The organism is Streptomyces sp. NPDC045678 (assembly GCF_056432085.1).
Window position 1 is genome coordinate 53,116 of record NZ_JBWKJS010000004.1, and the last position, 18,372, is coordinate 71,487.

Consider the following 18,372-nt stretch of genomic DNA (forward strand, 5'->3'; position numbering starts at 1 on the left):
CGCCGTCCGCACACCGCCGGTCGAAGCAGCCGGAGGTGCTCATGAGTGCGGAGGCCACGAACCCTGCCACGCCCGGCCCCGTCGTGTCCGGGGTCCAGCGCAAGCGCGGCCGTGCGCGTCTCGACCTGCGCAGGCTCGGCAGGGCCGCCCTGCTCGGATCCGGCACCCGGGACCGCCTGCCCGACGCGATCGGCCATGTGGCGGAGGCCCATCGGAACCACTATTCGGACGCCGATCTGGAGCCGCTGCGCCGCGCGTACGTGCTCGCGGAGTCCTCGCACCGCGGCCAGACACGCAAGAGCGGTGAGCCGTACATCACACACCCGCTCGCGGTCACCCTGATCCTCGCCCAGCTCGGCGCGGAGATCACGACCTTGACCGCCTCCCTGCTCCACGACACCGTCGAGGACACCGACGTCACTCTGGACCAGGTGCGGGCCGAGTTCGGCGACGACGTCTGTTACTTGGTCGACGGCGTCACGAAGCTGGAAAAGGTCGACTACGGAGCGGCGGCCGAACCCGAGACCTTCCGCAAGATGCTCGTCGCCACCGGCAACGACGTGCGCGTCATGTCGATCAAGCTCGCCGACCGCCTGCACAACATGCGCACCCTCGGTGTCATGCGCCCCGAGAAACAGGCCCGCATCGCCAAGGTCACCCGGGACGTGCTCATTCCGCTCGCCGAGCGACTCGGCGTGCAGGCGCTCAAGACCGAGCTGGAGGACCTCGTCTTCGCGATCCTTCACCCGGAGGACTGCGCCCGGGTCAAGGCCATGATCGCCGCCAACGCGGAGAGCGACGGGGACCCTCTCGGGGACATCGCGGGCGAGGTGCGCAGCGTGCTGCGCGACGCGGGCATCACCGCCGAGGTGCTCATCAGGCCCCGGCACTCCGTCTCCGTTCACCGCGTGCACCGCAAGCGGGGCGAACTGCGCGCGTCCGACTTCGGCCGCCTCCTCGTGCTCGTCAACGAGGACGCCGACTGCTACGGAGTCCTCGGCGAGCTGCACACCTGCTTCACGCCGGTCGTCTCGGAGTTCAAGGACTTCATCGCCGTACCGAAGTTCAACCTCTACCAGTCGCTGCACACGGCCGTGACCCGGTCCGACGGCGAGGTCGCCGAAGTCCTCATCCGCACGCACCAGATGCACCAGGTCGCGGAGGCGGGCGTCGTCGCGCTGCACAATCCCTACGCTCCTCCTTCGGAGGAGCCGTCCGACGGCGCCGACGACGAGCGGGTGGACCCGACCAGGCCCGGCTGGCTCTCCCGGCTCCTCGCCTGGCAGCAGGCCGCCCCCGACCCGGACACGTTCTGGTCGACGCTGCGGGAGGACCTCGCCCAGGACCGCGAGATCGCCGTCTTCCGGCCCGACGGCGGCACGCTGGGCCTGCCCGCCGGCGCCAGCTGCGTGGACGCCGCCTACGCCCAGTACGGCGAGGACGCCCACGCCTGCATCGGCGCACGCGTGAACGGCCGTCTGGCGACGCTCAGCACGGTCCTGAGGGACGGCGACACCGTCCAGCTGCTCATGAGCCAGGACCCCACGTCCGGGCCCTCACGCGACTGGCTGGACCACGCGCGCACGCCCGCCGCGCGGATCGCCATCCGGCGCTGGCTCACCACGCACCCCACACCGGCACCCGCGGCCGCCGCGCCGACGTCGTCCGCGCAGCGGCCGCCGCAGCAGACGCCCGCGGCCGTGCCCAAGCCGGACGACTCCGAAGCCCTGCGGCCCGCCGCGGCGAACGCCGTCGTGGACCGCGAGGGCGCGAGCGTGCGCCTCGCGGGCTGTTGTACGCCGGTGCCTCCCGACGACGTCACGGCGTTCGCCGTGCGCGGCGGCGTCGTGACCGTCCACCGGGTCGGCTGTCCGGCCGTGGAGCGCATGAAGGAAGTGGGGCGCCCGGAGATCGGCGTGCGCTGGGGTGACACTGCCGAGTGCCGTGTCACCCTGATCGCCGAATCGTTCGGCCGGGCGCATCTGCTCGCCGACCTCACCGAGGCGATCGCCCTCGAAGGCGTGGCGATCATCTCGGCGACCGTGGAGCCGCCGACCCAGCAGCGCGTACGCCATACGTACACGCTCCAACTCCCCGACGCCGCACACCTCCCAGGGCTGATGCGCGCGATGCGCGAGGTCCCCGGCGTGTACGACGTGAGCCGCGCGCAGCATCCGGCGGCCGCCGCCCACTGAAGCGCGGCCCGCCGCCCGCCGCCCGCCGAGAGGCGGCCGACGCGTGCTGAAGGACGGCCGACACGTGCTGAAATGGGGACGCACGGCGTCTCGGCGGCGACTCGTTCGAGTGGCCCGGCGCGCGCCGTCACCACGCGGAAGACGCGCGCTGATAGCGGTTGTTCATGCTGCTCACCCCTCGGACCACGGCCTCAGGGCCGAAGGCCCTCCGCCCCTCTCGTCCCGCCGCCGCACTCATCGCGGCGACCGTGTCCGCCGCCCTCCTCGCGGCGGGCGCACCCTCGCCGGCCACCCCGCTCGGTATCGGCGACCGTCTCTTCCCGCACCTGGGCAACCCGGGATACGACGTGCAGTCGTACGACATCGCCTTCACCTACCGCGGTGACAACCGCAAGCCGCTGGACGCCGTCACCAAGATCGACGCCACGGCGACCGAAGCCCTGGACCGCGTGAACCTGGACTTCGCGCACGGCAAAGTGGGCTCCGTCGAGGTGAACGGCGAGCGCGCACCCTTCGAAAGCAGCGGTGAGGACCTGGTCGTCACGCCGTCCGCGCCCGTCGGACGAGGCGACCGGATGCGGGTCACCGTCCGCCACACCAGCGACCCCACGTATGCGAAGGGCACCCAGGGAGGCTGGGTGCGCACCGACGACGGTCTCGCCATGGCCAACCAGGCCGACGCCGCCCACCTGGTCTTTCCGTGCAACGACCACCCGGCGGACAAGGCGAGATTCACGTTCCGCGTCACCACGCCCAAGGGGTACACCGCCGTCGCCAACGGTCTCCCCGTCGGCACGACCCGGCACGGCGCCGCCACCACCTGGGCGTACCGGCACCAGCACCCCATGGCGACCGAGCTGGCCCAGGTGTCCATCGGCCGCTCCACCGTGCTGCAACGGAAGGGGCCGCACGGCCTCCCCGTACGTGACGTGGTGCCCACACCGGACCGCAAGGTCCTGGAGCCCTGGCTGAAGAAGACCCCCGCCCAGCTCGGCTGGATGGAGAAGAAGGTCGGCCGCTACCCCTTCGAGGTCTACGGCGTCCTGATCGCCCAGGCGAAGACCGGCTACGAACTGGAGACGCAGACGCTCTCTCTCTTCGAGAGAGAGCTCTTCACCCGACCCGAGTTCCCGGAGTGGTACGTCGACTCGATCATGGTGCACGAACTCGCGCACCAGTGGTTCGGCGACAGCGTCAGCCCGAAGTCGTGGTCCGACCTCTGGCTGAACGAGGGCCACGCCACCTGGTACGAGGCCCTCTACGCCGAGGAGAAGGCGAAGAAGCCCGTGGCCGACCGGATGCGGCAGGCCTACCGCCAGTCGGACAGCTGGCGCGCGGCAGGCGGGCCACCGGCCAGACCGAAGGCGCCCGCACCCGGCAAGAAGATCAGCATCTTCCGTCCCGTCGTCTACGACGGCAGCGCCCTGGTGCTCTACGCCCTGCGCCAGGAGATCGGCCGCACGGCCTTCGAGCACCTGGAACGGAACTGGGTCCGCGTGCACCACAACGGCAACGCCGAGACCGCCGACTTCGTGCGCCTCGCCTCCCGGATCGCCGGGCGTGACCTCACCGGATTCTTCGACAGCTGGCTGTACGGGAAGAAGACCCCGCCGATGCCGGGGCATCCGGACTGGAAGGCCGGGAAATAACCCGGATGACGAGACGGGCCGTGTCGTGCAACCATCGTCAGGTCGACGGCACGGGCCCGTCAGGGACATCCCCTCGGGGACATCTCAGGGCACGATCGGCCGGTTCCGGGAATCTCCGGACCGCATCGGGCGTTGTCGACTGTGACGGATCCCGCATCCGTCGCCTTTCCACCGACGGATCGACGTAAGGACCCAATGACCTCCTCTTCTTCCCCTTCCCAGGACGCACAGAGCTTCGCGCAGAACTACCCCGAAGGTCTTCGGGCCGATGCCCTGATGGAAGAGGACGTCGCCTGGAGCCACGAGATCGACGGAGAGCGGGACGGCGAGCAGTTCGACCGCTCCGAGCGCGCGGCTCTGCGCCGCGTCGCGGGCCTCTCCACCGAGCTCGAGGACGTCACCGAAGTCGAGTACCGGCAGCTCCGTCTGGAGCGGGTGGTGCTCGTCGGCGTATGGACTTCCGGCACGGTCCAGGATGCGGAGAACTCCCTCGCCGAGCTGGCCGCTCTCGCCGAGACGGCCGGCGCGCTCGTGCTCGACGGCGTCGTCCAGCGCCGCGACAAGCCCGACCCGGCGACGTACATCGGCTCCGGCAAGGCCCTGGAGCTGCGTGACATCGTGCTGGAGACCGGAGCCGACACCGTCGTCTGCGACGGTGAGCTGAGCCCCGGCCAGCTGATCCACCTCGAAGACGTCGTCAAGGTCAAGGTGGTCGACAGGACCGCCCTGATCCTCGACATCTTCGCCCAGCACGCCAAGTCCCGAGAGGGCAAGGCGCAGGTGGCCCTCGCGCAGATGCAGTACATGCTGCCGAGGCTCCGCGGCTGGGGCCAGTCGCTCTCCCGTCAGATGGGTGGCGGCGGCGGTGGCGGCATGGCCACCCGTGGTCCCGGTGAGACCAAGATCGAGACGGACCGGCGACGGATCCGCGAGAAGATGGCGAAGATGCGCCGGGAAATCGCGGAGATGAAGACGGGCCGCGACATCAAGCGCCAGGAGCGCAGGCGCAACAAGGTGCCTTCGGTCGCCATCGCCGGATACACGAACGCGGGCAAGTCCTCGCTGCTCAACCGCCTCACGGGCGCGGGCGTGCTGGTGGAGAACGCACTGTTCGCCACCCTGGACCCCACCGTCCGCAGGGCGGAGACACCGAGCGGCCGGATCTACACCCTGGCGGACACCGTCGGGTTTGTCCGGCACCTGCCGCACCACCTCGTCGAGGCCTTCCGCTCCACGATGGAAGAGGTCGGCGACTCCGACCTGATCCTGCACGTGGTGGACGGTTCGCACCCGGTGCCCGAGGAGCAGCTCGCCGCCGTGCGTGAGGTCATCCGTGACGTGGGCGCGACCGACGTGCCCGAGATCGTGGTGATCAACAAGGCGGACGCGGCGGACCCGCTGGTCCTCCAGCGCCTGCTGCGCAACGAGAAGCACGCCATCGCGGTCTCCGCGCGAAGCGGAGCCGGTATCGCGGAGCTGCTCGGGCTCATCGACACCGAGCTGCCGCGGCCCGAGGTCGAGATCGAGGCCCTCGTCCCGTACACGCACGGGCAGCTCGTCTCACGGGCGCACGCCGAGGGCGAGGTGCTCTCCGAGGAGCACACCGCCGACGGCACTCTGCTCAAGGTGCAGGTGCACGAGGAACTGGCCGCGGAACTCGCTCCGTACGTGCTGGCCGCGCACTGAACCTCGGCGCACCACGTGCAAGCGCGCGAGGTGTACCCGCATAAGTGAAGGCCCGCCCCCTCTCGCAGGGGGCGGGCCTTCGCCGTGTCAGTGGCGCCGCGCGACGGTGAGGCCGCGCGGCCGTGTGCTTACTGAGCGCCGTACTTCTTGCTCATCATGGTGTAGACCTGCTCGGCGCCACGGCCCAACTGCGGGCCCGCCAGCCAGGTGTTCTCGGCCGGGCCGATCGAGGTGTTCGACACGAGCTTGGTCTTGCCGCCGGACACCCGGAACCAGCCGCCGCCGGACGAACCGCCGGTCATGGTGCAGCCGATGCGGTACATCGTCGGCAGCGACGGCGACAGCGAGAGACGCCCCGGCTTGTCGACGCACTTGTGCATGATCAGGCCGTTGTACGGGGGAGCGGCCGGGTAGCCCCAGGCGCCCATCGAGCTCACGCTCTGCGCGGCGGGAGTCGAGAAGTCGACGTCGAGCGCGTTGCCGACGGTCTCTTCGAGGGACTTGCTGCCCTGCTCCGGCTTCACGTGCATGACGGCGTAGTCGTAGGTCGCACCCGCGCCGCCCGTCGGACCGCCGCCGTTGATCCACTCGTTGGAGGTCGAGACCCAGTCGGCCCAGTACTGGCCGTAGGGGGCGATCTCCTGCGGAGCCGCGTTACGCAGGTCGGTCTCGGACTTGCCCAGGTCGTTGTACGAGGGCACGAAGGCGATGTTGCGGTACCAGCCGCCCTTCTGGCCGGCGTGCACGCAGTGGCCCGCGGTCCAGACGAGGTTGGACTTGCCGGGGTTGCGCGGGTCCTTCACCACGGTGCCCGAGCAGACCATCGAACCCTCGGGGGAGTCGAAGAAGATCTTGCCGACCGGAGCGGCGTTCTCGTGGTACGGCGTCTTCTCCTGCTTGGCCCGGACCGGCGTCGGCTCCGGGTCGGTCGCGCCCTGATCGGCGGTCGCGTCCTTCGCGGCGATCGTCTTGTTCGGGTCCTTCGCCTTCTTCATCCGCTCGGGCTTCCAGAGCCCTTCGATGACCGGGTTGGCGAAGTCCTTGGCCTCCCGGACCCAGTCGTCCTTGTCCCAGTTCTTCCAGGCGCCGTTCTTCCAGTCGTCCAGGTCGATGCCCTTGTCCTTGAGCTTGTCGGCGAGGCCGTCGGGAAGCCGGACATCGGAACCGGAGTCGGAGCCGTCGGCCCCCTGGGACGTGGTGGCGTCCGGCTTGTCGCTCGCCTTGTCGTCGCTCGGGCCACAGGCCGTGGCGGTGAGCGCCAGGGTGGCCGCGAGCCCGGTGGCGGCGAGCGCCACCCGCCGTCCGCGGCTGCGCGCGAACGGCGCACGAGTGGAACGCATGGTGCTGGTACCCCCGATGGAACGTGAATTTGCCATGTGCGTGTCATCTCTGCCGACGCGGATCTTCGTGCCCGGCGTCGACGCAACACCCCACTATGCCTGTGAGGTTGGGGACGAACGGCGGCGGGGGCGTGAAGGTTTCCGGCGCCCCGCCGCCGTTCAGAAGTCCCTGTGGGAACGACCTACTTGTCGGCGAACTTCTTGCTCACCGCGCTGTAGATGCCCTTGGCCTCCTTGCCGAGGCGCGGACCGGCCAGCCAACCCGCCGTCACCGGACCGATGGAGGTGTTCGACACGAGCGCGGGCTTGCCGTCCTGGCCCTTGGCGGCCCAGCCGCCGCCGGAGGAGCCGCCGGTCATGGTGCAGCCGACGCGGTACATCGTCGGGTCGGGCTTCGTCAGCGAGAGCCGGCCCGGCTTGTCGGCGCACTGGAACAGCTTCTGGCCGTCGAACGGCGGCGCCGCCGGGTACCCCGTCGCCGTCATGGTGTCGATCTGCGGCACGGCCGGGGCATTGAAGTCCACCGGGAGCGCGGAACCGACCGTCTCCTCGAGCGACTTGCCCTCACTGCCCTTCTCCGGCTTCACGTGGATGACCGCGAAGTCGTACGGTGCGCCCGCACCGCCGGTCGGGCCGCCCTGCTCGATCCACTGGTCGGAGGTCTGTGCCCAGTCGCCCCACCAGACGCCGTACGGAGCGACCTCTTCCTTCGGAGCGTTCTGCAGCTCCGCGGCCGACTTGCCGCTGTTGTTGTACGACGGCACGAAGACCATGTTGCGGTACCAGCCGCCCTTGGCGCCCGCGTGCACGCAGTGGCCCGCGGTCCACACCATGTTGGACTTGCCCGGGTGGGCGGGGTCCTTCACGACGGTCGCGGAGCAGACCATCGAACCCTCGGGGCTGTCGAAGAAGAGCTTGCCCGACTCGGCGACCTGGTCGTGGTACGGCGCCTTCACGGCGGCCGCCTCCACAGGCTTGGGGGTCGGGTCGGTGACGCCCTGGTCACCGGAGATGTCGTTGTCGTCGACGCCCCGGTCGGGGTTCTTGTCGGCGTCCCGCATCCGGTCGGGGTCCCACAGGTCCTCGATGATCGGGTTGACGAAGTCGCCTGCCTCGCGGAGCCAGTCGTCCTTGTCCCAGTTCTTCCAGGCGCCGTTCTTCCATTCGTCCAGATCGATCCCGTTTGCCTTGAGCTTGTCCTTCCAGGCGTCCGGGATCTGGATCTTGTCGTCACCGTTGCTGTCGCCGGGCTGGGCCGAGGACGAGTCACCACCGGCGCTGTCCTCGGTGGGACCGCAGGCCGTGGCGGTCAGTACGAGCGCCGCGCCGAGCGCCACAGCCGCCACAGGGGAGGTTCTGGAGCGCAGGCTCCTCCTACTGCGAACAGTGAAGAGCGGACGTATGGGTCGCATCGTGAGATTCCCCCTGGGCCTCGAAAATGTTCCAAAGTGCTGGCCATCCGGGTACGGAGCACCCGTTGCCACCGGTGCGGCACCCCTTCGCTCGATTTGCTCGGGTTTGCTCGGGGGAGCGGCGCCACCTGTGGCTGATGAACGGCCCCCACACTATGCCGGTGCCGTTGGGGACGGCCGACGGAAGGGCAACGGTTCCGTCACGGCAAGGATCTTCCACTTGCCCGTGTTCACCCGGGCCTCTCGTCGTTGGTACGTACGGGGGAGTCGCCGCATGCGTTCATCCCCCTGCCCAACTCGCCTGCGCGCTCGCCCACATGACGCCCTCCGGGGCGTCATGGGACGGCCGTATTCGTCCACAGCGGGAGGACCAACAGTCGTGGCCGTGACCGAGCCTGCGCCCGCGGCGGCGTCCGCGGTGAATTCCGTAACGCAGCCCGTGACTCACGTCGGGGCGCACACCGTGGCGGCTCCTGCGGCGCAGACCACAGCCCACGAGGGCATCCTGCGCCGCCAGGCGGCACGCGAATCGGCCGCCCGCACCTACGCGCGAGCCCTTCCGATCGTCCCGGTCCGGGCACGCGGCCTGACGATCGAGGGCGCCGACGGCCGCCGCTACCTCGACTGCCTCTCCGGCGCCGGAACCCTCGCGCTGGGCCACAACCACCCCGTGGTGCTCGAAGCGATCAGGAAGGTCCTCGACTCCGGGGCTCCGCTGCACGTCCTCGATCTTGCGACGCCGGTCAAGGACGCCTTCACCACGGAGCTGTTCCGCACGCTGCCGCCCGGCCTGGCGGACCACGCGCGGATCCAGTTCTGCGGCCCCGCCGGGACGGACGCGGTGGAGGCGGCGCTGAAACTGGTCCGCGCGGCCACCGGCCGCGACGGGCTGCTCGCCTTCACCGGCGCGTACCACGGCATGACCGCCGGGGCGCTCGAGGCGTCCGGCGGCGCTTCGACCGTCCGGGTCGGGCGCCTGCCCTACCCCCAGGACTACCGCTGCCCCTTCGGGCTCGGCGGCACGCTGGGCGCCGAATTGTCCGCCCGATGGACCGAGAACCTCCTCGACGACACCAAGTCGGGCGTACCGGCTCCCGCCGGCATGATCCTCGAACCCGTCCAGGGAGAGGGCGGGGTCTATCCCGCACCCGACGCCTGGCTCCGCCGGATGCGCGACATCACGGCCGCCCGCGGCATCCCGCTCATCGCGGACGAGGTGCAGACGGGCGTCGGCCGCACCGGTGCCTTCTGGGCCGTCGAGCACAGCGGCATCGTCCCGGACGTGATGGTGCTCTCCAAAGCGATCGGCGGCAGCCTGCCCCTGGCCGTCGTGGTCTACCGCGACGACCTCGACGTGTGGCCCCCGGGCGCCCACGCGGGAACCTTCCGCGGAAACCAGCTCGCCATGGCGGCCGGCGCGGCGACCCTCGCGTACGTCCGCGAGAACGGCCTCGCCGAACGAGCTGCCACCCTCGGCGCCCGCATGCTCGCCCAACTCCGCACCCTGGCCGCGCACCACCCCTGCATCGGCGAGGTCCGCGGCCGAGGCTTGATGATCGGCGTGGAGCTGGTGGACCCCAACTCCGAACCGGGGGCGGGCCGAGAACCGGAGCCGTACCCGCCGCTCGATGAGCCGCAGCCGACGCCGAGCTCGCCGCCACCTGGGCTCCCGTCACAGGCCGCAGCCTCCGGCACCGCACACATGGGGGCCGCAGACACGAGGGCCGATCGCTCGGGGGGCGATCGCAGGGGTGCCGCGCGTGCCGAAACCGCACGTGCCGGCGAGCACCTCGATGCGTCCCTCCCCGACCTCGCCCCCACCACACGGCCTCACCCCCCGGCGCCCGAACTGGCCGCCGCCGTGCAGCGTGAGTGCCTGCGCCGAGGGCTCATCGTCGAACTCGGCGGCCGTCACTCCAGCGTCGTACGACTCCTGCCTCCCCTCACCCTCACCGACGAACAGGCGGCCGCGGTCCTCGACCGCCTCGCCGACGCGCTGGCCACCGCGGCGCGTGCCCACCTCAGATAGCCAAGACGGGCCCGGGCGGCCGCCCTGCCGGACATGAACCGCTGAGCACACCCCGGGCCGCGTCTCCACACGGAGACCCGGACAACCTCACAAGGAAGCCCTCTTGAACGCCACGCCCGCATCCGAAGGCCGCCCCCAACCCGACGTCCCGGGGGCGTGCGGCACGCACACCTCACTGGTGGCGGAGTCCGGTACGGTCCCCCGGCAGAAGGGTGGCGGCCAGGAGGCCGAGCGCCTGCGCGGGGTATCCACCGACCTGTTGGAACACCCCGACCCGCACATCGCGGCACAGGCCGCGGCCGTCGAGAACCTCCTCCGCTGCTGGGTCAGGGAGAACAACCTCCCCGCTCCGGACCAAGGCATCCTGCGGGTCCCCCTCGACGCCAGCGGAACGGCCCTGCTCGTCCCCGTGCACTACTGGTCGGCCACCGGCTGGCACCGCTTCAGCCTCCCCTACCTGGAGGACGGCCCCGCGAGCGCCCCGCCCGTAGACGCCGTCACCGTCGCCGCCCTCCTCGGCCGCGAGACGGCTCGACGCGAGACGGAACCGTTGGTGGGAGGGACGGAGGATGTGGGCCCGGCCGACCCCGCTCGCCCGGCTCATCCCACCGACCCGACTGCTCCCGCCGGTTCAAGCGGTACAGCCTGGACTGCCACCACTTCTGAAGCGGCCACCGCGGCCGACACTGCGGGCGCGGCCGAGGCAGCCGACGTATCCGCGCCGGCCGACGCTTCCGAGCCGGTCGACGGCGCCGACCTCGTCGGCCGGGTCGCCGACTCGGTTCGGCGCACGGCCACCTTCATCGCCGACCGCCGCGACCGGCCCGCCGATGAACCCGACCTCTTCCTCGCCGCCGAGCAGTCCCTCCTTCTCGGGCACCCCCTGCATCCGACCCCCAAAAGTCGCGAGGGCCTGTCCGACACCGAATCCCGCCTCTACTCACCGGAGTTGCGCGGCGCTTTCGTGCTCCACTGGCTGGCCGTCGACCGCTCCGTACTCGCCTCCGACTCGGCGTGGACCGAGCGCGGCCGCACCGTCCCCGCCGATCAGCTCGCCGCCGGCCTCGTCGGCGCCGAGCTGCCGCTCCCGGACGACCGCGTCGCCCTTCCCGTGCACCCCTGGCAGATCCGCGAGCTCCGGCATCGGCCCTCGACCGCAGCGCTCTTCGACGCAGACCTGCTCCAGGACCTGGGTGCTCACGGCGCCCCCTGGCGCCCCACCTCCTCCGTCCGTACCCTCTACCGCCCCGGTGCGGCCGCCATGCTGAAGCTGTCGCTCGGCCTGCGTATCACCAACTCCCGTCGTGAGAACCTCCGCAAGGAACTCCACCGCGGCGTCGAGGTCCACCGGCTGTTGCGCAGCGGTCTCGCCGAGGAGTGGCAGTCGGTCCACCCCTGTTTCGACGTGGTCCGCGACCCGGCATGGCTCGCCGTCACGGGGCCCGACGGCGCGCCCGTCGCCGGACTCGACGTCATGATCCGACACAACCCCTTCCAGCCCGGAGACGACGCCACCTGCATCGCCGGGCTGGTCTCGCCCCGTCCTTCGGCACTGCCCTCCTGCCAGGACAGCCACGCGATGCACTCCCGGCTCGGCGAAACCGTCACCCGCCTGGCCGGGCGAACGGGCCGCTCCCGAGGCGCAGTTGCCACCGAGTGGTTCCTGCGCTACCTGGAAACCGTCGTGCGCCCCGTGCTCTGGCTGGACAGCGAAGCAGGTGTCGCCCTGGAGGCACACCAACAGAACACCCTCCTCCTGCTCGACCCCGACGGGTGGCCGGTGGGCGGCCGGTACCGCGACAACCAGGGCTACTACTTCCGAGAGTCCCGGCGCGCCGAACTCGAACGGCGACTTCCCGGCATCGGACGGGACAGCGACACGTTCGTATCCGACGAGGTGACGGACGAGCGGTTCGCCTATTACCTCGGCATCAACAACGTCCTCGGCCTCATCGGAGCCCTAGGCGCGGAACGGCTCGCGGACGAACGGCTGCTGCTCGCGGCCTTCCGTCGCTTCCTCGGCGACGTGGCATCGGGCCCCGCCAAGCTCCGTACCCCGCTGCCCTCGACCTTGCTCGACTCGCCCGTGCTGCGCTGCAAGGCCAACCTGCTGACCCGATTGCACGGGCTCGACGAGCTCGTCGGTCCGGTCGATACCCAGTCCGTCTACGTCACCATCCCCAACCCCCTCCATTCCTGAGGACATGCCCCACCTCTGCTGACAGGAGCGACGTCGTGCCTCCCACCGATGCGAGCACCGATGCCGGGACCGATGCCGGATTCGATGCCGGGATCGAATCCGCCACTGCCGGCGCCGATTGCACGGACACCCTCGACCTGCGGCTCCCCGACGAGCTCATTGCCCTGATGGCAGAGGGCGAACGGCGGATCGGTGGGATGCAGGACGATCTCCTGGACGGCGTCGGGGACTGGGGCCCTGTCACCACCGGCGCCGGTGTCTTTCAACTCGTACCCGTACGTCTCGAACGTGACCTCCCGGCGATCAGCCGCTGGATGAACGACCCTGCCGTGGCCGCTTTCTGGGAGCTGGCCGGACCCGAAGCCGTGACGGAGGTCCACCTCCGGACACAGCTGGACGGGGACGGACGCAGCGTTCCCTGCCTGGGCGTGCTGGACGGCATGCCGATGAGCTACTGGGAGCTGTACCGGGCGGACCTGGATCCGCTGGCCCGGCACTACGCCTCGCGGCCCCACGACACCGGTATCCACCTCCTCATCGGCAGTGTCGCCAACCGCGGCCGTGGCCTCGGCACTTCGTTGCTCAGAGCCGTGGCCGACCTGGTGCTCGACCACCGTCCCTCGTGCGCACGCGTCGTAGCTGAACCCGACCTGCGCAACACCCCCTCCGTCTCCGCCTTTTTGAGCGCCGGCTTCCGCTTCTTCGCCGAGGTCGATCTGCCCGACAAACGCGCGGCTCTCATGGTCCGTGACCGGGCCCTGCGCGCCGTGCTCTGACCCGTCACTCTTAGTAACTCCGCTCGACCCGATCCGGTTCCCCTCACTGAGGAGTCCCCGTGCCGAATCCGCCCGCCAGCCCTACCCCCCGCCCCTCCACCGAGCTCCACGACCCGCCCGAACTGACCCAGGACAGATGGCGAGAGGCGGGGCGCCGCCTGCTGGCCAAGATGATCGGGGAGTTCGCTTACGAGGAGATCATCCGGCCCGTGCCCGTGGCCGAAGGGGGCCGGGGCGGGGGCGGGGAGACGGTTACCTACCGGCTTCGCCTGGAACCGGTCGGACAGGACGAAACCGGAGACGAGGCGCAGTGGCGGCGTGAGATCGATGCGGGGGGTGAGCGGGAGGGGACCGTAGGTTTCCAAGGGGCCGGCGGCTCCCAAGGGACAGTCGGCTCCGCGGAACAACAGGGCACCGTCCTCACCTTCCGGGCCCGCCGCGGATCGTACGGAAGCTGGTATGTGGACCCGGCCGGCCTGACCCTCACCGAGGGCAACGGGCCGGCCGTCGCATTGAGTGACCCCCTGCGCTTTCTCGTACTGGCCCGCCGGACCCTGGGCCTGGACGGTGCCACACTTGGTCATCTCATCCGCGAGCTCACCGTCACCCTCAGCGCCGACGCCCGGATCGACCACACGGCGCTCAGCGCGGCCCAGCTCGCCGACCTCGGTTACGCGGAACTCGAGGGGCATCAAACGGGCCACCCCTGGCTCGTCCTGAACAAGGGACGGATCGGATTCTCCGCCGGTGACACCGACCGTTGGGCCCCCGAGGCGCGCCGCTCCACGACGCTTCCGTGGATCGCCGTCCACACCGACCTTGCCGTGTACCGGGGCGTCGCGGGACTGGAGACCGCCCCGAAGCTGTACGCGGGCGAGCTCTCCGCCGACATCCGGAAAGCCTTCGCGGACTTACTGCGCGCACGCGGATTGGATCCGGCGCGCTATCTCTACCTGCCCGTCCACCCCTGGCAGTGGGACGAGACCGTGCTGCCGCTCTTTGCGCCTTCCATCGCCGCGGATGCCATCGTCCCGCTTCGCAGCGACGGTGACCTGCGCCTTCCCCAACAGTCCATCCGCACGTTCCTCAACACCACTCGCCCCGACCGGCACACCGTGAAGCTGCCGCTGTCGGTCCTGAACACGCTCGTGTGGCGTGGTCTGCCGACAGGCCGCACGGTCGCCGCGCCCGCCGTCACGGCCTGGATGCACGCGCTGCGGGACGCGGACCCCTTCCTTCGTGACGAATGCGAGGTGATTCTGCTCGGCGAGGTGGCGTCGGTGGCCGTCGAACACCCTGTGTACGACGGGTTGCCGGAAGTCCCGTACCAGTACAGAGAGCTGCTCGGCGCCATCTGGCGGGAGCCCCTCCACCGGTACCTCGCGCCCGGTGAACGCGCCCGCACCCTCGCCTCCCTCGCGCACACCGACGTCGACGGCCGCGCGTTCGTCGCCGAGCTCGTGGAACGCTCGGGACTGGCACCCGCGGTCTGGCTGCGACGGCTCTTCGCCGCGCTACTGCCGCCCCTGCTGCACTTCCTCTACCGCTACGGAACGGTGTTCTCCCCTCACGGGGAGAACGCCATCGTCGTTTTCGACGACAAGGACGTGCCTGTCCGGCTCGCGGTGAAGGACTTCGTGGACGACGTCAACGTGAGCGCGGTACCGCTGCCCGAGCACGATGCGATGCCCGGAGACGTGCGCGACGTCCTGCTCACCGAGCCGCCCGGCTTCCTCACCCAGTTCATCCACTCGGGTCTTTTCGTGGGTGTCTTCCGGTACCTCGCACCCCTGTGCGAGGACCAACTAGGCGTTACGGAGGCCGACTTCTGGTCCTTCGTGCGCGCCGAGATCCTGCGGCACCAGGCGCGCGCTCCCGAGCTGAAGGAACGGTACGAGATGTTCGACCTGCTCACCCCCCGTATCGAGCGGCTCTGCCTGAACCGGAACCGTCTTCACCTCGACGGATACCGCGACAGGCCCCAGCGTCCGCACGCCGCCGTGCACGGAACCGTGGCCAATCCCCTCCACCAGCCTTGATCGGCGGATTGTCAGTGGGGCACCGTAGGGTGGTCGCGCTATGACGAAGCCCTCGCTCCCCGAGCTCCTGCACGCCGCCGTCGCCGCTGTCGGTGGTACGGAACGCCCTGGCCAGGTGTCCATGGCCGAGACCGTCGCCGAGGCGATCGACGACGGCTCCCACCTGCTGGTCCAGGCCGGCACAGGCACCGGTAAATCCCTCGGCTATCTGGTGCCGGCCCTCGCCCACGGTGAGCGTGTGGTGATCGCCACGGCCACCCTCGCCCTGCAGCGCCAGCTCGTGGAGCGCGATCTGCCGCGCACAGTGGAGGCGCTGCATCCGCTGCTGCGCCGCCGACCGCAGTTCGCGATGCTCAAGGGGCGCTCGAACTATCTCTGCCTGCACCGCCTCCACGAAGGCATGCCGCAGGACGAGGAAGAGGGCCTTTTCGACCAGTTCGAGGCGGCCGCCCCCACCAGCAAGCTGGGGCAGGACCTCCTGCGGATGCGGGACTGGGCGGACGAGACCGAGACCGGTGACCGTGACGACCTGACCCCGGGCGTCTCCGACCGGGCCTGGTCGCAGGTATCCGTCTCCTCCAGGGAGTGCCTGGGAGCTTCGAAGTGCGCCTATGGGGCGGAGTGCTTCGCCGAGGCGGCCCGCGAGCGCGCCAAGCTCTCCGAGGTCGTCGTCACGAACCACGCGCTGCTCGCCATCGACGCCATCGAAGGCGCTCCCGTCCTGCCTCAGCACGAAGTGCTGATCGTGGACGAGGCCCACGAGCTGGTCTCCCGCGTCACCGGTGTGGCCACCGGAGAGCTCACACCGGGGCAGGTCAACCGTGCCGTGCGCCGGGCCGCGAAGCTGGTCAACGAAAAGGCGGCGGACCAGCTCCAGACCGCCTCGGAGGGCTTCGAGCGACTGATGGAGCTCGCCCTGCCCGGTCGCATCGAGGAGGTTCCCGAGGACCTCGGCTATGCGCTGATGGCCCTGCGGGACGCCGCGCGCACGGTCATCAGCGCGCTCGGCTCGACCCGGGACAAGTCGGTCCAGGACGAGGACGCGGTCCGCAAGCAGGCTCTCGCCTCCGTGGAGTCGATCCACGACGTGGCGGAGCGCATCACGAACGGTTCCGAGTACGACGTGGTCTGGTACGAGCGCCATGATCGCTACGGAGCCTCTCTCAGAGTGGCCCCCATGTCCGTGTCGGGGCTCCTCAGGGAGAAGCTCTTCGCCGACCGTTCGGTGGTCCTGACCTCCGCCACGCTCAAACTGGGCGGGGACTTCAACGGAGTGGGGGCCTCGCTCGGTCTGGCCCCGGAGGGCACCGAATCCGACGACGCGCCCGTCTGGAAGGGGCTCGATGTCGGCTCGCCCTTCGACTACGGCAAGCAAGGCATCCTGTATGTCGCCAAACACCTGGCCCGGCCGGGACGCGAGGGCACCCGCGGCGACATGCTGGATGAGCTGGCCGAGCTGATCGAGGCGGCCGGTGGACGCACGCTCGGCCTGTTCTCCTCGATGCGAGCCGCCCAGGGGGCCGCGGAGGAGCTGCGGGAGCGGCTGGACATGCCGATCCTCCTGCAGGGTGAGGAGACGCTGGGAGAGCTGATCAAGGGCTTCGCGGCCGACTCGAAGACCTGCTTGTTCGGGACGCTCTCGCTCTGGCAGGGCGTCGACGTGCCGGGCCCCAGCTGCCAGCTGGTGATCATGGACAAGATCCCGTTCCCGCGTCCCGACGATCCGCTGATGAGCGCACGACAGAAGGCGGTCGACGAAGCCGGGGGCAACGGGTTCATGGCGGTCGCGGCGACCCACGCGGCCCTGCTGATGGCGCAGGGCGCGGGACGTCTCGTACGGGCCTCCGGAGACCGTGGAGTGGTCGCTGTCCTGGACCCCCGCCTGGCCACCGCGCGCTACGGCAGCTACCTGCGGGCTTCGCTGCCCGACTTCTGGTACACGACGGACCGCAACCAGGCCCGTCGCTCGCTGGCCGCGATCGATGCGGCGGCGAAGGCGGACGAGGCCTGAGCCTTGGTGCCGGATCGCCGGGCCTCAGCTCTACGAGGTGCGGCGATCCGGCGTAGGCCTGCGGAAGCTCGGGCTGCCGGAGACACAGCAGGGCCCCGGAACCGGCGCAGTTGGTTCCGGGGCCCGGTCAGGGGCGGAGTCACACCCGCCGGAGCACCGCCACGACCTTGCCGAGGATCGTTGCCTCGTCGCCGGGGATCGGCTGGTACGCGGAGTTGTGCGGGAGCAGCCAGACGTGGCCGTCCTCGCGCTTGAACCGCTTGACCGTCGCCTCGCCGTCGAGCATGGCTGCCACGATGTCGCCGTTCTCCGCGACGGGCTGGCGGCGCACCGTGACCCAGTCGCCGTCGCAGATCGCGGCCTCGATCATCGAGTCACCGACGACCTTCAGTACGAAGAGCTCGCCGTCACCCACCAGCTGGCGGGGGAGGGGGAAGACGTCCTCGACCGATTCCTCGGCGAGGATCGGCCCGCCGGCGGCGATACGGCCCACCAGCGGGACGTACGACGCGGCCGGCTTGCCGGTGGTGTCGGTGGGCTGGCTGCTGGGCTGGTCCGAGCCCCGCACCTCGTACGCCCGCGGGCGGTGCGGGTCGCGGCGCAGGAAGCCTTTGCGCTCCAGAGCCATCAGCTGGTGGGCGACGGAGGAGGTGCTGGAAAGCCCGACCGCCTGACCGATCTCCCGCATGGACGGCGGGTAGCCACGCCGCTGCACGGAGTCCCTGATGACCTCGATCACTCGGCGTTGCCTGTCCGTGAGCCCCGAGCTGTCCGCGCGGATGCCTGGAGGTCGGCCCGGCAGGGAGCGAGTGGGCTTGGGCCCCTCCTGGTTCGTGGCTGCGTCATTCATGGCATGCACCGGCTCGAGTCGGCTCTGGGAGCGGTCCTGGGCAGTGATGGTGGCGCTGTCTGCGGTGGTGGTCACGTCGGTCGGCCCCTCTCGAGATGTTCTCTCCCTAGCTAGCCAACGGTAGTTGCTTTCGAAAGGTTGCGCCAAACACACGTTCGAGTGAAAAACCGGTGATTACCTACCGT

General features: G+C 70.2%; 11 protein-coding genes. 8 read left to right on the forward strand and 3 right to left on the reverse strand.

The features are described 5' to 3' along the window. The first annotated feature begins 41 nt into the window (after positions 1-41). The 3 genes from AC07DO_RS15040 (at position 42) to hflX (ending at position 5,530) form a co-directional block, all read left to right on the forward strand. A complete protein-coding gene (locus tag AC07DO_RS15040; protein ID WP_479059818.1) occupies positions 42-2,195 on the forward strand; it encodes a RelA/SpoT family protein in 2,154 nt (717 codons plus the stop codon). Positions 2,196-2,359: 164 nt separating this feature from the next. Further along, positions 2,360-3,844: a M1 family metallopeptidase gene (locus AC07DO_RS15045; protein ID WP_479059820.1), complete on the forward strand. Its 1,485-nt coding sequence runs from the start codon at positions 2,360-2,362 to the stop codon at positions 3,842-3,844. 195 nt (positions 3,845-4,039) lie between these two features. Beyond that, entirely contained in the window at positions 4,040-5,530 is a 1,491-nt protein-coding gene (gene hflX / locus AC07DO_RS15050) for a GTPase HflX (RefSeq protein WP_479059822.1), read from the forward strand. 128 nt (positions 5,531-5,658) lie between these two features. On the opposite strand, the gene AC07DO_RS15055 is transcribed toward hflX, so the two are convergent. Then, positions 5,659-6,870: a trypsin-like serine peptidase gene (locus AC07DO_RS15055; protein ID WP_479059823.1), complete on the reverse strand. Its 1,212-nt coding sequence runs from the start codon at positions 6,868-6,870 to the stop codon at positions 5,659-5,661. A 182-nt stretch (positions 6,871-7,052) separates the two neighbouring features. Further along, positions 7,053-8,282 (reverse strand): trypsin-like serine peptidase, encoded by a 1,230-nt coding sequence (locus tag AC07DO_RS15060; protein ID WP_479059825.1) that lies wholly within the window; start codon positions 8,280-8,282, stop codon positions 7,053-7,055. 337 nt (positions 8,283-8,619) lie between these two features. On the opposite strand from AC07DO_RS15060, the gene AC07DO_RS15065 reads away from it, so the two are divergent. The 5 genes from AC07DO_RS15065 (at position 8,620) to AC07DO_RS15085 (ending at position 17,337) form a co-directional block, all read left to right on the forward strand. Beyond that, positions 8,620-10,311, forward strand: a complete 1,692-nt coding sequence (locus AC07DO_RS15065) for a diaminobutyrate--2-oxoglutarate transaminase family protein (RefSeq protein WP_479059826.1) — start codon at positions 8,620-8,622, stop codon at positions 10,309-10,311. Positions 10,312-10,414: 103 nt separating this feature from the next. Beyond that, positions 10,415-12,511 (forward strand): IucA/IucC family protein, encoded by a 2,097-nt coding sequence (locus AC07DO_RS15070; RefSeq protein WP_479059828.1) that lies wholly within the window; start codon positions 10,415-10,417, stop codon positions 12,509-12,511. A gap of 35 nt (positions 12,512-12,546) precedes the next feature. Further along, a complete protein-coding gene (locus AC07DO_RS15075; protein WP_479059830.1) occupies positions 12,547-13,287 on the forward strand; it encodes a GNAT family N-acetyltransferase in 741 nt (246 codons plus the stop codon). A 59-nt stretch (positions 13,288-13,346) separates the two neighbouring features. Beyond that, positions 13,347-15,326 carry an IucA/IucC family protein gene (locus tag AC07DO_RS15080; RefSeq protein WP_479059831.1) on the forward strand — a complete coding sequence of 660 codons (1,980 nt, stop codon included), beginning with the start codon at positions 13,347-13,349 and terminating at the stop codon, positions 15,324-15,326. Between the two features lie 40 nt (positions 15,327-15,366). Continuing rightward, positions 15,367-17,337: an ATP-dependent DNA helicase gene (locus tag AC07DO_RS15085; protein ID WP_479059833.1), complete on the forward strand. Its 1,971-nt coding sequence runs from the start codon at positions 15,367-15,369 to the stop codon at positions 17,335-17,337. Between the two features lie 139 nt (positions 17,338-17,476). Here AC07DO_RS15085 and lexA read toward each other — a convergent pair whose 3' ends face one another. Then, entirely contained in the window at positions 17,477-18,262 is a 786-nt protein-coding gene (gene lexA / locus AC07DO_RS15090) for a transcriptional repressor LexA (RefSeq protein WP_030778599.1), read from the reverse strand. Between the last annotated feature and the right edge of the window lie 110 nt (positions 18,263-18,372).